The sequence below is a fragment of the Paraburkholderia sp. CNPSo 3274 genome, from assembly GCF_024206475.1.
Lineage (GTDB): Bacteria > Pseudomonadota > Gammaproteobacteria > Burkholderiales > Burkholderiaceae > Paraburkholderia.
In genome coordinates this window covers 131,163-145,221 of the sequence record NZ_JAMBPR010000007.1, presented here as the reverse complement: position 1 = coordinate 145,221, position 14,059 = coordinate 131,163, and the positions used below count along the sequence as shown (strand labels likewise).

The following is a 14,059-nucleotide window of genomic DNA, read 5'->3' as shown; positions in this document are numbered from 1 at the left end:
TTTTCCATCCTGAATCCGAACCGGGCGTCACGTGCCCGACGAGGGAACCGCGCATGAAACAGTATCTCGAGCTCGTCCGCTCGATTCTCGACACCGGCACCTGGCAGGAAAACCGTACCGGCATTCGCACGATCAGCCAGCCGGGCGCCATGCTGCGCTTCGACCTGCAGGAGGGCTTTCCCGCGGTGACGACGAAGAAGCTGGCGTTCAAGTCGGCGGTGGGCGAGCTGATCGGATTTTTGCGCGCCTCGCGCAGCGCAGCCGACTTCCGGGCGCTTGGCTGCAAGGTCTGGGACGCCAACGCGAACGAGAACGCCCAGTGGCTCGCCAACCCGTACCGCGAGGGCACGGACGACCTGGGCGACGTGTACGGCGTGCAATGGCGGCGCTGGCCAGCTTACAAGGTGCTCGACGCCGATGCCGCCGCGCAGCTCGCCGACGCGCAATCGCGCGGCTACGCGCGCGTGGCGGAATTTTCCGGGGATGGCCGCCCCAAGGTGCTGCTCTACAAAGCGGTTGACCAGTTGCGCCAGTGCCTCGATACGATCATGAGCAACCCGACCGACCGGCGAATTTTGTTTCATGGCTGGAATCCGGCCGTGCTCGAAGAGATCGCGTTGCCGGCTTGCCACCTGCTGTACCAGTTCCTGCCGAACCCGACGAAGCGTGAGATCTCGCTGTGCCTCTATATCCGCAGCAATGATGTGGGCCTCGGCACGCCGTTCAACCTGACCGAAGGCGCGGTGTTGCTGCACCTCGTGGGCCGGTTGACGGGTTATACGCCGCGCTGGTTCACGTACTTCATCGGCGACGCGCATATTTACGAGAACCAGCTCGATATGCTGAACGAGCAGCTGCGCCGGGAGCCGTACGCGAGCCCGCGTCTGGCCATCTCCGAGCGCGTGCCCGAGTACGCGAAGACCGGCGTCTACGAGCCGGAGTGGCTCGAAAAGGCGGAGCCGTCCGACTTCTCGCTCGTCGACTACCGGCATCACGAGCCGCTCACCGCGCCGATGGCGGTATGATGCGATTGCAATCCCGTTAGTGGCCGGTATGACCGCGCCATGAAAAAAAGCCCGCGAACGGCGACGTTCGCGGGCTTTTTCGTTGATGGCGCGGCGATCAGCCGTGGTGGTGATCGTCGTGATTGTTGCCGCTTGCGCGCTCTTGCGGATGCGGCGCGGGCTGCGGCTGAGGACGCGGTTGGGGCTGCGGCTGCGGGCGAGCCTCCGCGTGCTGCTGCGGCTGGGGCTGCGGATGAAATTCCTGGCGCGGCTGCGGTTGCGGCTGCGGACGGGCTTCGGCGCGCTGCTGCGGTTGCGGTTGCGGCTGCGGGTGGAATTCCTGACGTGGCTGGGGCTGCGGCTGCGGACGGCCCTCAGCACGTTGTTGCGGCTGCGGCTGAGCTTGCGCCTGCGGATGGAACTCGGGGCGCGCCGCGGGCTGCTGCGCCGGCCGCGCCTCGGCTTGCGGTGGCATCTGCGGGCCGTGTTGCGCCGCGGCCGGCTCGGGCATCCGTTGCTGCGCTTGCGCCTGCGGCTGGGCCCGCGCCGCGTCACGCTGCTCCTGCATCGCGACGGCGGGCGGTCTGCCTGCCTCGTTGCCGCCCGGCTGGCCACGCGTGGCCATCGCCGCGTGCGGCTGCGTCCAGGCTGGCTGATGCGCTTCGCCGCGCGCCGCGTTCATGGCGCCCGGGCCGGGCTGACCGGCTGCGGGCGCGCTGCCTCCGGGCCGGCCCGCAATCTGCGGTGGACGCGGCACGCCATGTTCCTGCGCGGCAGCGGGCGGCATGCCCGGCTGGCCATGCTCGGGGCCACGCGGTATGGCGTTGGCCGCCGCGGCGCCCGGTTGGGGCGCGCCGCCGGGCATACCCGGACGGCCGGCTTGCATCTGCGGGCCAGCCGGCCTGCCGGTCGCGCCAAGCACCGGTGAATGCGGCGGCACGACGCGCACGTTCTGTGCGGGCCACGCGCCATGAGCGGCCGGAGAGAACGGCGAGGAGGGCGCATGCGCCGCCGCCGGGACGCGCACCACGGGCGCGCCTGCACCCGGCACCGTGCCGCCGGCATGGGCGAAGCGTTGCGCGAGGTTGTCGTGGAACGCGGGCGGCGCGACAGGCGCGCGCGTCGCGACGACCTGGCGCTGATTGAGCGCCGCGGGCGGGCGGTAGTCGGCGCGTCGCATGTTGGGCCCGAAGCTGCCCTTCACGGGCGCGATGCCGGGCGTGCCCGGATCGATGTGCGCATTGCGCCATTGCTGCGGATCGACACGTTGCGCGAACCGCGAGACCGGTTGCCCGTGGACGAACGCCGTGGCCGGCACAGCCGTCACCGCACCCGGCGCGCGATAGTTCACGTAGGTGTTGTGAACGTTGATATTCGTGATGTTGACGTCGCGCCGGTAATTGTTGACGACAGTCTGGTTCACGCGCTCGTAGTAGTGCGGGCTCCAGCCACCCGAGTGCGGATGCCACGGTTCACCCGGTCCGAGTGCGAACCAGGCGACGCCGGCGGCTGCGACGCCGCCCACCGCGAGATTGACGCCCCAGTCCGTGCCACCGTCTCCGCCGCCCACGAACGCGACCAGCGCCGGGGCATAGACGGGCGGCGCGCTCTCGACGATCGGCCCGGGCACCCACGCCCACGAATCGTCGACGTGAGCCCAGCGGCCGTAGTGGTACGGCGCGAAGCCCCAGGGCGCGTCATCGACCCACGTCCAGCCCCACGGCGCCTGCCAAACCCAGTGGCCGTCGTGATACGGCGCCCAGCCCGCGGGCACCGAGTTCGGCGTCCAGACTTCGCCGTACTGCGGGTCGCTGCGCCAGGTGCCGTTGTTGTCGAGGTCCTGGTAGCCCGGGACGTCGCGCGAGACATAGCGCGCCGAGACCGAGCGGTCCTCGGCGGCGTCGCGCGCGAGCGCCCACTGATCGAAGGCGTCAGGCGGCGGCGCCTGGTCGCTTGCCACCTGCTGCAGGTCGGTGCCGGCGAAGCGGACTTGCTGGCCAGCCGTCATCGGCGTCTGACCGTTTTCGCCGTACACCGTCACGCTCCCGCTGCGGACGGTGACGGTTGTGCTGCTGCCGTCGGGCGCCACATCCACGCGATAGTCGCCGGGGCTCGTCACGCCGAGTGCGAGGTTCGGCGTGTCGATTTCATACGAGGTGCCGGGCGGCACTTCACGCACACGGGTCGAGAGCGTGCCCTGCGCGACTTTGAGCTGCGAGGTTTGATCGTCGAGATTCAGGACGTCGAGGCTCGTTTGCGCGCCGAGGCGCACCGCCGTCGAGCCGATGTGCAGTTCCGAGCGCCCATTGGCGTCGTTCCAGAGCTGGTCGCCGGTCGTGAGGGGGCGGTTGAGCTGCGCGTACGACCAGTCGCTCGCGCCGGCCGGCTCGGTGGTCACGGCGCCGGCCATGTAGTCCAGACGCGCGACGCGGCTCGGCGGATCGCCGCCCGTGGCGGCGGGGGCGGTCGCGGCATCGGGGGGCGCCTCCTGCGCGAAGGCCGCGGGCGCGGCGGCGAGGTTCAGCGCCGCGAGCGCGGCGAGCGCAAACAGCGTGCGGCGCGAGGTGCGGCGAAACTGGGTGAGCGTAGGTGTGCGCGTCGTCATCATTGTTCTCCTGTCGATGGGATCTGGCGCTTGTGTACCTTGACGCATTAGCGCTTGGTGCCATCCCATGCAGGGCACTGTATCTGGCGGGCTTGTTTCCATGCACACGGATTTGTTAAGGCTTATGCACCAGATGTAACAGAACGTGTGACCGCGGGCGGAACGCGCATTTTTGCGCGCGAAAACGGTGATTTTGTCGGGTATTTGTCAGTTAATCCGGCGCGCGCACCCGGTGCTACCAGGTGCTTCAAGCGCCGACGATCGCATCGAACTCCCGCTGTCCCTTGGGCGTGATGCGCAACACGCGCGGGCGGCTCGTACGCTCGATCCAGCCGCCATGCATCCACGAATCGAGCAGCGCCGCGCCGAGTGCGCCGCCCACGTGCGGCCTGCGCTCGCTCCAGTCGAGGCAGGTGCAGGCGAAGCGCCGCCGCCGCGCACGCAGCGCCGTCACGTCCACGCCCCATGCCGCGAGACGCGCCGCGCCCTCGGGCGTGGCTTCGAGCGTGTCGCCGTCGCGTACCAGCAGGCCGCCGTCCACGAGGCGCTCGAACACCTGCACGGCCACTTCGCCGGCCATGTGGTCGTAGCAGGTGCGCGCATGGCGCATTTCCAGCGGCACCGTACGCGCGGGGCGCGGCGCCGGGCGCTGCGAGGTGCCGGCGTTGGACACATGCGCGACGTTCATGAGCGCCTCGATCGCCGCGGCGATCTCGGGGGTAGCGATCCGGTAATAGCGGTGGCGGCCGCGCACGTCGAGCGCGAGGAGCCCGCCGTCGGTCAGGCGCGCGAGGTGGCCGCTCGCCGCCGAAGGCGAAAGGCCCGCGATCATCGTGAGTTCGCCCGCGGGCCGCGCGCTGCCGTCCATCAGCGCCCATAGCATGGCGGCGCGGCCCGGATCGGCGAGCAGCGCGGCAACGCGCGCGAGGCCCGGGAAGTGGCTCGATTCGTCGGTGGCGGGGAGGTTCATGGCGGCTCCTTGCTGGCTTGCGATGGCGGCTGATGTCGCCCACACCGTTACTTTAGCGAAATGGCGCATTCGACGTTTCAGTCTACGATGAAGTGTCGATTGCAGCCGCTCGATGGCCCAGCGATGTGGCCCAAAGCATTGCCTGCAGCGGTACGTACTGCGACGCAGGGGAGCGCCGCGCTAAAATCGTTTATTCACGCGAATGGCTTGCCCTTTTATGAAACGCTTCCTGGCTCTTTTTGCCGTTGCCGCGCTCGCCGCCTTGTGCGCCGCCTGTGCAGGCGGTTCCGCGCCGTCGTCGAGCAGCGCGAGCGGCATCACGATGTACGGCACGATCGACGAGGGCGTCACGTTCCACAAGTGAGCGGCCAGGGGTCATCCCGTGGTCCCTGCCGACTGACTGGCAGTATTTGATGTCACTTTGACCAGACTGCCAACCGCGTGCGTGCGATGATACGGCCGTATCGTCAGCACCGAGTTCGCCGCCATGCCGTCTCAACCGTCGTCCCATGCCGCTGAACGCCATGTCGTGTTCGCCGTTGCGCCCGAGCTCGTGCTGCTCGACGCCTGCGGTCCCGTCGAGGCGTTCTGGCGCGCCGAGCTGGCGATGCGTGCAGCGAGCGGCACAAGCTGCACAAGCGGTGGCGAGCCGTGCGCTTACCGCACGACGCTCGCCTCGGTCGCTGGCGGCGTGCTGCCCACCTTCGCGGGCATGCCCATCGTCACCGAGCGGCTCGACTCGCTCGAGCCCGCCACGATCGACACGCTGATCGTGCCCGGCGTGCCTATCTACGACACTGCGGACCACACCACCGCGCTGCAACCCGAACTCGTCGCCTGGATCGCGGCGGCCGCGCCGCACGCTCGCCGCGTTGCGTCGGTCTGCACGGGTGCGTTCTATCTCGCCGCGGCCGGCCTGCTCGACGGCCGCCGCGCCGCCACGCACTGGCGCAACGCAGCCCAGCTCGCGCGGCGCTTTCCCCGCGTCGAAGTCGATCCCGAGCCGATTTTCATCCGTGACGAGCGCGACGGCCGCGTGGTGTGGACGTCGGCAGGTGTGACGGCGGGCATCGATCTCGCGCTCGCGCTGATCGAGGAGGACTGCGGCCATGCGGTCGCGATGCAGGCGGCGCGCCGCCTCGTCGTGTTCATGAAGCGGCCCGGCGGCCAGTCGCAGTTCAGCGAGGCGCTCGCGGCGCAGGCCACCGCGGGCGCGGAGTTCGACGCGCTGCACGGCTGGATGGCTGCCAATCTGCACGGCGAGTTGAGCGTCGAGCGCCTGGCCGAAGAAGCGCGCATGAGCCCGCGTACCTTCGCGCGCCGATACGTCGACGCGGTGGGGCGCACCCCGGCGCGCACGGTCGCGGCGATGCGGGTGGAGGCCGCCGCACACGCGCTCGTGCAGTCGCGCCGGCCGCTCAAGCGCATTGCGGCCGACTGCGGTTTCGGCACCGAACAGAATCTGCGGCGCGCGTTCGAAAGGTCTTATGGCGTGCTGCCGCTCGACTATCGGGCGCGATTCGCGGCGAGCTAAAAACACCGCAGATGGCGTTTCGCAAGCGGCTGCGACTGTCTGTCTTATTGCCCTCGTATAATCAACGCCTCATTACCCCACAATATGAGCCGCCGTACGCGGCTTTTCGCCATGAGCCAAGCCGAGATGAAGACGCCTGCCCAGCCGCTGGACCGTTCGGAAACGACGTTCCGCTTCCTCGCCGAGCCGACTTCGGTGAACTTCGGCGGCAAAGTGCACGGCGGTGCGCTGATGAAGTGGATCGACGAGACGGCCTATGCGTGCGCCGCGGTCTGGTCCGGCCGTTATTGCGTGACAGTGAGCGTGGGCAATATCCGCTTTCGCCGGCCGATTCTCGTCGGCAACATGGTCGAGCTGCGCGCGCGCGTGGTCGCCACGGGCCGCACGTCGATGCATATTCACATCACCGTGCACGCCGGCGACCCGAAGAGCGGCCAGCTGCGCCTCACCACGGACTGCCTGATCGTGTTCGTGGCCGTCGACGAAAACGGCAATCCGATTCCCGTGCCGACGTACGTGCCGGAAACGGACGAGCAGAAGCGCCTCGCGAAGTACGCGCTCGACGTGAAGGAAGCGCTCGACGCGATCGTCGAACTCAAGCCCGAGGAAGTGGCGAAAGGGCAGGTTTGATGCGTAGGCACGCTGTTGCGGCAGCATGAAAAACGGGCGGCGAAGGTATGAACCACGCCGCCCGTTTTGCATTTCAGCCCTTCGAATAAAGCTTAATTCTTCGCGTTGCCCACCATCTCGCCGGGCTTCACCCACTCGTCGAACTGCTGCTCGGTCACGTGTCCTAGCGCGAGCGCGGCGGCCTTGAGCGTGGTGCCTTCCTTGTGCGCCTTCTTGGCGATCTGCGCGGCCTTGTCGTAGCCGATGTGCGGATTGAGCGCCGTCACGAGCATCAGCGATTCATTGAGCAGCGTGTCGATGCGCGAGCGGTTCGGTTCGATCCCCACCGCGCAGTGATCGTTGAAGCTGAGCGCGCCGTCGGCGAGCATGCGGATGGACTGCAGCACGTTGTGCGCGATCATCGGGCGGAACACGTTCAGCTCGAAGTTGCCACTCGCGCCGCCCATGTTCACGGCGACGTCGTTGCCGAACACCTGGCAGCAAAGCATCGTTACCGCTTCGGATTGCGTAGGGTTCACCTTGCCCGGCATGATCGAACTGCCCGGCTCGTTCTCGGGAATCGACAATTCCCCCAGGCCGCAGCGCGGACCGCTCGCGAGCCAGCGAATGTCGTTGGCGATCTTCATGAGGCTCGCCGCCACGGTCTTGAGCGCGCCGTGCGCGAACACGAGCGCGTCGGCGGCGGCCATCACTTCGAACTTGTTGGGCGCCGTGACGAAGGGTATGCCCGTGAGCTTCGCAATGCTTTCCGCCACCTTGTGCGCGAACTGCGGATGCGCGTTCAGGCCCGTGCCCACGGCCGTGCCGCCCTGCGCGAGTTCGTAGAGATGCGGCAATGACGATTCCACGTGCTCGATGCCGTGATCGAGCTGCGCGACGTAGCCCGAGAACTCCTGGCCCAGCGTGAGCGGCGTGGCGTCCTGCAGGTGCGTGCGGCCGATCTTCACGATGTCGGCGAAAGCCCTGGCCTTCGTGTCGAGCGTATCGCGCAGCGTCTTGAGCGCCGGCAGCAGATGCTTGACGATGCCGTAGGCGGCGGCCACGTGCATCGCGGTCGGGAACACGTCGTTGGACGACTGGCCGCGGTTGACGTCGTCGTTCGGATGCACCTTGCGCGCCTCGCCGCGCTCGCCGCCCAGAATTTCGCTCGCGCGGTTCGCAATCACCTCGTTGAGGTTCATGTTGGTTTGTGTGCCGGAGCCCGTTTGCCAGACCGCGAGCGGGAATTCGCCCGGATGCTTGCCCGCGATGATCTCGTCGGCGGCCTGCATGATCGCGTGCGCCTTGGTCTCGTCGAGCACGCCTAGCGAGAGATTGACTTCGGCTGCGGCACGCTTGATCGTCGCGAGCGCGGTGATGAGTTCCGGCGACTGCTTTTCGGTGGAGATGCGGAAGTTCTGCAGGGATCGCTGCGTTTGCGCGCCCCAAAGCTGCTGGGCGGGCACGGCGATCTCGCCGAACGTGTCGCGCTCCATGCGGACGTTTTCGTTGCTTGCGCTCATTTGATACTCCGGTGATTGAGGCGGCGTCTCCCGCTTGCATTGCATGCGAAGGCGCCGCTGTCGTGACGGGTTCGGATCCGCGTGGTGGCTGGGCTGCGGCGGCGCGGCGCCTGGGCGTGACAGACGCGATGAAAGCGCATGCGCAGCCGCTGCGAAGGCGCGCCGCGCGTGGCGATGAGGCGGCTTCGCGGCTGGCTCGACGGCGGATGGTACGACATCGCTATCGCACGGCCGACGGCGTTCACAGCAGCTTCACAGTTGGCTATCGACCGGCAACAGCAAGAATAGCCCGGTTAGCACATTTCTGTAGAAACCCGCACCAGGATCGAGGTTGTAGGTGCGGATCACGCCGTTCTCTTCGTCGGTCCAGACGAGCGACGAGTTGACCGTCGTGCCCTGAAGCTGCGCGAGTTGCGCGGGCGTCGCGAGCGTGACGTGGTAGCTCAGCTGCGGCGAAGTCGCGCGCTTGAACAGGTCGGCGACTTGATGCGCGATCTGCGGACTCTCCACGGTGAGCGCAAGCTCGGTGTTCAGGCGCGCCGAGCGCGGATCGAGATTGAGCGAGCCGATCACGAGCGTGCTTTCGTCGATCACGTAGGCCTTGGCATGCAGGCTCGCGCGCGAGCGCGAACCGACCACGCCGAAGCGCCGCTGGTCGGGGTGCTCGCCCTGCTGCGGCTTGAACTCGTAGAGCTCGGCGCCGGCCTCGAGCAGCGGCACGCGGTAGGGGCTGTAGCCGGCCTGCACCGCAACGGCGTCGGTGGCGGCGAGCGAATTGGTGAGGATCGCCACGCGTACGCCGTGCGAGGTGAGCGTGCGGATGGTCTGCACGCCCGTGTCGTGCGGCACGAAGTACGGCGAGAACACCAGTACGCTGCTGTGCGCCTGATGGATGTGGTCGAGCAGCGCGCGCATGGCGTCGCCCAGCTCGCCTTTTTCGGCGCCCGCGATCTTGCCGGGCGAGTCGGCCACGAACTCCCATTTCGCCCAGACGAGCCCGAGCGCGTTGCCCGTGATCTGCTGCGCGAGCGGCGTGGCGTTGAGCGGCTTGGCGTTGTAGGGTTCGGCGCTCTCGCGCCAGTGCTTGCGCAGGTCGTCGCGCGCGGTGTCCAGATCGTGTGCGTCGAACTTCTGATGATTGAGCACGCTCAAGGGGTAGGAGATCGAGCTATTCCAGTACTCGTCGAAGCTTGCCGAGACGCTTTGCGCGACTGGGCCCGCCGTGAGCACGTCGAGGTCGCGGAAGTCGATCGTCGGGCTCGCGTTGAAGTACTCGTCGCCGAGATTGCGGCCGCCGACGATCGCCAATTCGTTGTCGACGATCGTCGCCTTGTTGTGCATGCGGCGCGTGAACTGGTCGACGCTCGTGAAGAAGTTGCGCGTGCGCAGGTACATCGATTCGCTCGTGCTGCCGTACGGATTGAACACCCGAACCTGGATGTTCGGGTGGCTGTTGAGCGCGGCCATCAGGCGGTCGATGTCGTGAAAATTCAGGTCGTCGACCAGCATGCGCACGCGCACGCCGCGATCGGCGGCATAGAGCGCCGAGCCGAGCAGCAGCTTGCCGGTGGTGTCCTCGTTGGCGATGTAGTACTGCATGTCGAGTGTTTTCGCCGCCGCGCGTGCGAGCGCGACGCGCATCTGCAGCGAGTCCGTGCCGGTGGCAAGCAGGCGGAAGCCCGATTCGTCCGGATGAGCGGCAATGGGTGCGGCGAGCGCCGCGCCGAGCGGCGTGGCGCTGGCTTGCTGCGCCGGTAGCGCCGCGCTCGTCTCGCGCGGGTAGTCGGTGGCGGGCGGGCGCGTTGCGCAACCGGCAACCAGCGCGAGGCAAACGAGCGCGAAGAGGGCTTGCAGTGGGGCGCGCAGCGAGGCGTAAGGCGAGGTTACGCGTTGCGTAACGGCTTCGGATGGGGCGGGATGCGCGGGCAAACGGATTCTCCATGGCGGCGCGCCGCGTGATGGTTCGTTTTCATTGCACGGCTTCACGAAGATTTTACGGGAAGCGGCCCGCCTGGCTTGCGGCGGCGGGCACGCTGTGGTCGCAATTTCCGGGCCGCATGCAACTGACGTTTCAGCGCGGCGGGAAACGTCCTCGGCGCTTGCGCCCGGCCACCGCGTCGATCAACCGCGCTCGGGCGACGCGTTCGGGGCGCCTTGCGCAGCGCGCGTGCTGCCGCGCGCCGGCTTGCCTGCCCAGTAGCCGGCGAGCAGCGAGCCCGAGAGGTTGTGCCACACCGAGAAGAGCGCGCCCGGCAGGGCGGCGAGCGGCGAGAAGTAGAGCTTGCCGAGCGTCGCGGCCAGGCCCGAGTTCTGCATGCCCACTTCGATGGCCAGCGTGCGGCACACCGACTCGTCGAAGCCGAGCAGGCGGCCGCCCCAGTAGCCGCCGAGCAGGCCGATGCCGTTATGCAGCACCACACCGAGCGCGACGAGCGGACCGACCGTGGCGATGCTGGCATGCGTGCCGCCCACCACGGCGGCGATGATCGCGAGGATCGACACCATGGAGACGAGCGGCAGCACCGGCTCGACGCGTCGCACGAGGGAGCCCGCGAGGCGGTTCACGACGAGGCCGATGGCGATCGGCAGGCCGACGATCTGCAGGATGCTCATGAGCATGCCGTGCACGTCGACGACGATCGAGGCATCGACGTAAAGGCGCGTCAGGAGCGGCGTCGCGAATACGCCGACCAGGGTGGAGAGCGCGCTGATCGTCACCGACAGCGCGACGTCGCCGCGCGCGAGATAGATCATCACATTGGATGCCGTGCCGCTCGCCACGCTGCCCACGAGCACCATGCCCGCGGTGAGATCGGGCGGCATGTGCAGCACTTTGGCGATCGCCCAGGCGGCGAGCGGCATGACGAGGTAGTGCAGGAAGATGCCCGCCGCGACCGGCGCGGGCCGCGTGAAGACGCGCTGGAAGTCGGCGAAAGAGAGCGTGACGCCCATCGCCAGCATGATGATCATCAGGAGCGTCGTGACGTGTGGCGCGATCGGCGCGACGAGGCCCGGATCGAAGTAGGCCAGCAACGAAACGAGGACAGCCCAGAGCGGGAAGAGTCGGGTAATCGGGGCAAGCATGAAGGGGTGGTCCGTGAGTGGGTTCGTTATGTGTTCTCGTGCGGTAAGCGGTGCCGGGGTGGCCGGCGGCGCTCGCGGAGCCAGGCGCGTATTTTAACCGGTCGCGCCGGTGCGGCCCGGCCGGTTAAGTGAACGCTTCAGCCCGCGCGGCTCGCCGTGGCGGCGTGAGCCTGCGAGCGCAGGCTCATCCGGTGAAAGCGCCACGTCATGAGCACGGCGACCGTGGTGAGCCCGGCCGCCAGCCCCCACCAGAGCCCGAGCGCACCCATGCCGAAGTGAAACGCGAGCGCGTAGCCGAGCGGAAAGCCGATGCCCCAATAGCCGAGCGTGGCCGCGAGCATCGGCACGCGCGTGTCTTTCAGGCCGCGCAGGCAGCCCGAACCCACGGTCTGCGCGCCGTCGACGATCTGGAAGATGGCCGCTACGCCGAGCAGCGTGGCGGCGAGCGAGACCGTGTGCGCATTGGCCGGGTCGTCGAGATGCAGGTAGAGCCCGACGATCCAGTGCGGCGCAAGCACCATCACGAGCGCCGAGAGCGACATGAAGCCGACGCCGAGCCCGAGCGCGACGAAGCCCGCATGGCGCGCCGCGCGCGGCGCACCCGCGCCGGACCAGTAACCCACGCGCACGTTGGCCGCCTGACCGATCGCGAGCGGCACCATGAACGTGACGGAGGCGACGTTCAGGGCGATCTGGTGCGCCGCGAGCGGCGTTTCGCCGAGCAGGCCCGCGAGCAGGCCGGTGGCGAGAAAGAGCGTCGCCTCGACCGCATAGGTGATCGCAACCGGCCAGCCGATCGTGAAGAGTTCGCCCATCAGCGGTGCCGTAGGCCGACGCGCGACGACGAAATGCTGGTGGGAAGGCCGCAGGTGCAGCAGCGCCATCAGCACGAACGCGGTGAGCCACACGGTGATGGTCGTCGCCACCGCCGAGCCGAGAAAGCCGAGGCGCGGCAGGCCCCACGCACCGTGGATCAGCCCGAAGTTCAGAAAGCCGTTGATGAACACGCACGCAATCGACACCCACAGGAGGCGCCGCGCCGCGCCGATGGCGGGCAGGAACGAGCGCATGAGCCCCACGCCGATGAGGCTGGCGGGCGCGCCCCAGCGCAGCACGGCGGTGTATTCGCCAATGTGGTGCGCGAGCAGCGTCGGCTCCCCGAGGGCACGCAGGATCGGCTCGGCGAACGAGAGCAACGCGAACGCCGGCACCGAGAGCAGCAGGGACAGCGCGAAACCGGTCCAGTAGATGTGCGGCACGTGGCTTTCGTCGTCGGCGCCGCGCGCCTGCGCGACGCTCACGCTCACCGAAGTCAGCACGCCTTGCAACACGGTGACCACCACAAAGAACATGTTCGCACCAAGGCCGCCCGCGGCGAGCGCGTCGGCGCCGAGCGAACCGAGCAGTACCGTGTCGGTCACGCTCATCGCCATCTGCGAGAGTTGGGCGATTGCGAGCGGCCCGGCCAGGCGGGCGGTGTCGGCGGCATGGCGGCGCAGCGTGGGGGGCGCGGAAAGGGCGCGGCGGGAGAGCGTGGCTCGAGTCATGAAAAACAAGCGGCGCGAGAAAAGCGCGCCGCGCGGTAGGGTTCGTCTGTCAAAACTGAAAGCTTATTGCGAGACAGCGACCTTGTCGATCCAGCTGCTCAAATCTGGTGCATAGCTGGCGCCTGCGGACAAGTTCCAGGGTGGTTCACTCGCTCGCCTTGATGGCAATGCGCGTGTCGCCGAGCAGCACGGCCTGGCCCGCGCGAATCTTGCACGTCTTGCGCAGCTCGACTTCTCCGTCGACCTTCACCGCGCCCGAGGCGACGATCTGCTTGGCCGAGCCGCCGCTGTCGGCGAGTCCGGTGATTTTGAGGAGGTTGTGCAGTTCGACGTAGTCGCCGGTCAGCGTGAAATCGAGGTTGGGCATGGCGGATTGAAATTCGAAAGGCGTGCGGCAAGCGCGCGAAGGGTGAGCATCATAAGCGATGGCGGGCTCCCCCAGCGCGTGTCACATCTTGGGGCCACATGTTATGAATTCGTCAGAAAATGAAACGTTGAGTAACGTCGCGGGACCCCACGGCGATCTTCATACCAAAATGGTTTCACCCGGATCGACAGCGCCGCTCAATTTTTGCTTACGCGGCTCAATCGAGCGGGGGCGCGGCTGTGGCGGGCTTGCCCACCGCAAAAGCGCCTTCGGAACCACTGCAAAGAGGATACGCCATGACCCAGATTCGCAAGCTGCTCACTGCTACCGCCGCTTTTGCCACCGTGACCACTGCCGCCGTATTCGCGCAGGGCGCGTATGCCCAAAACGCGACCCAGGGCGCGACACAGGCCGGCGAAGCCCCAACGATGGCGCCTTCCGGCGCGCCGGGTGCTGGCCCGGCCCAGATGACTGGCCACGCGCCGAGCCAGGCGCCGGCGGCTGCTGGGATCGCGCAACCCGCGCCCGCGCCGCAGGCCCTGACTGCACCGCAGTCCGCCGACCCGCTGGTGCAAAAGCGCGACGCGAACGCCGCGGCGAATGCCGAATACCGCAGCGCGAAGAAGTCGGCGAACGCGGAGTACAGCGACGCGAAGAAGCAGGCGAAGTCGCAGTACAAGGCGCAGGTGAAGGACGCGAAGATCAACCATAAGGCCGACCGTCAGGCCAACGACTCGGAAATGAAGGACCAGATGAACGGCATGTCGGCCCAGCAGCAGGGCAGTCAGTCGCAGTAACGAGCGGCTGATGCCGGTG

12 protein-coding genes are annotated in these 14,059 nt (G+C 67.8%); 5 read left to right on the top strand and 7 right to left on the bottom strand.

From position 1 onward, the window contains the following. Window positions 1-53: 53 nt before the first annotated feature. The gene (locus M3I54_RS06950; RefSeq protein ID WP_254334111.1) at window positions 54-1,025 is read left to right on the top strand and encodes a thymidylate synthase; all 972 of its coding nucleotides are present in this window, start codon (window positions 54-56) and stop codon (window positions 1,023-1,025) included. 97 nt (window positions 1,026-1,122) lie between these two features. On the opposite strand, the gene M3I54_RS06945 is transcribed toward M3I54_RS06950, so the two are convergent. Together M3I54_RS06945 and M3I54_RS06940 are read right to left on the bottom strand one after the other, a co-directional pair. Next, on the bottom strand, window positions 1,123-3,609 hold the full coding sequence (locus tag M3I54_RS06945) for a DUF6600 domain-containing protein (protein ID WP_254334160.1): 2,487 nt from the start codon (window positions 3,607-3,609) through the stop codon (window positions 1,123-1,125). Between the two features lie 247 nt (window positions 3,610-3,856). Beyond that, on the bottom strand, window positions 3,857-4,579 hold the full coding sequence (locus tag M3I54_RS06940) for a helix-turn-helix transcriptional regulator (RefSeq protein ID WP_254334110.1): 723 nt from the start codon (window positions 4,577-4,579) through the stop codon (window positions 3,857-3,859). 217 nt (window positions 4,580-4,796) lie between these two features. Between M3I54_RS06940 and M3I54_RS06935 the strand changes: the two genes are divergently transcribed. From M3I54_RS06935 to M3I54_RS06925, 3 genes are all read left to right on the top strand, one after another. Then, a complete protein-coding gene (locus M3I54_RS06935) occupies window positions 4,797-4,943 on the top strand; it encodes a hypothetical protein (protein WP_254334109.1) in 147 nt (48 codons plus the stop codon). A gap of 123 nt (window positions 4,944-5,066) precedes the next feature. After that, window positions 5,067-6,113, top strand: a complete 1,047-nt coding sequence (locus M3I54_RS06930) for a GlxA family transcriptional regulator (RefSeq protein WP_254334108.1) — start codon at window positions 5,067-5,069, stop codon at window positions 6,111-6,113. Window positions 6,114-6,239: 126 nt separating this feature from the next. Beyond that, a complete protein-coding gene (locus M3I54_RS06925) occupies window positions 6,240-6,743 on the top strand; it encodes an acyl-CoA thioesterase (RefSeq protein ID WP_254316217.1) in 504 nt (167 codons plus the stop codon). A gap of 92 nt (window positions 6,744-6,835) precedes the next feature. Here the strand turns inward: M3I54_RS06925 and fumC are convergent, their stop codons facing one another. The 5 genes from fumC to M3I54_RS06900 form a co-directional block, all read right to left on the bottom strand. Then, window positions 6,836-8,245 (bottom strand): class II fumarate hydratase, encoded by a 1,410-nt coding sequence (gene fumC / locus M3I54_RS06920; protein WP_254334107.1) that lies wholly within the window; start codon window positions 8,243-8,245, stop codon window positions 6,836-6,838. 252 nt (window positions 8,246-8,497) lie between these two features. Next, complete coding sequence (locus M3I54_RS06915) at window positions 8,498-10,174, bottom strand: phospholipase D family protein (RefSeq protein ID WP_375542102.1); 1,677 nt, start codon at window positions 10,172-10,174, stop codon at window positions 8,498-8,500. 192 nt (window positions 10,175-10,366) lie between these two features. Beyond that, window positions 10,367-11,329 carry a bile acid:sodium symporter family protein gene (locus M3I54_RS06910; protein WP_254334106.1) on the bottom strand — a complete coding sequence of 321 codons (963 nt, stop codon included), beginning with the start codon at window positions 11,327-11,329 and terminating at the stop codon, window positions 10,367-10,369. 137 nt (window positions 11,330-11,466) lie between these two features. Continuing rightward, entirely contained in the window at window positions 11,467-12,876 is a 1,410-nt protein-coding gene (locus M3I54_RS06905; protein ID WP_254334104.1) for an MATE family efflux transporter, read from the bottom strand. Window positions 12,877-13,021: 145 nt separating this feature from the next. Beyond that, window positions 13,022-13,243 (bottom strand): RNA-binding S4 domain-containing protein, encoded by a 222-nt coding sequence (locus M3I54_RS06900; RefSeq protein ID WP_028206712.1) that lies wholly within the window; start codon window positions 13,241-13,243, stop codon window positions 13,022-13,024. 296 nt (window positions 13,244-13,539) lie between these two features. Between M3I54_RS06900 and M3I54_RS06895 the strand changes: the two genes are divergently transcribed. Beyond that, a complete protein-coding gene (locus tag M3I54_RS06895; protein WP_254334102.1) occupies window positions 13,540-14,040 on the top strand; it encodes a hypothetical protein in 501 nt (166 codons plus the stop codon). The last annotated feature ends 19 nt before the right edge of the window (window positions 14,041-14,059 follow it).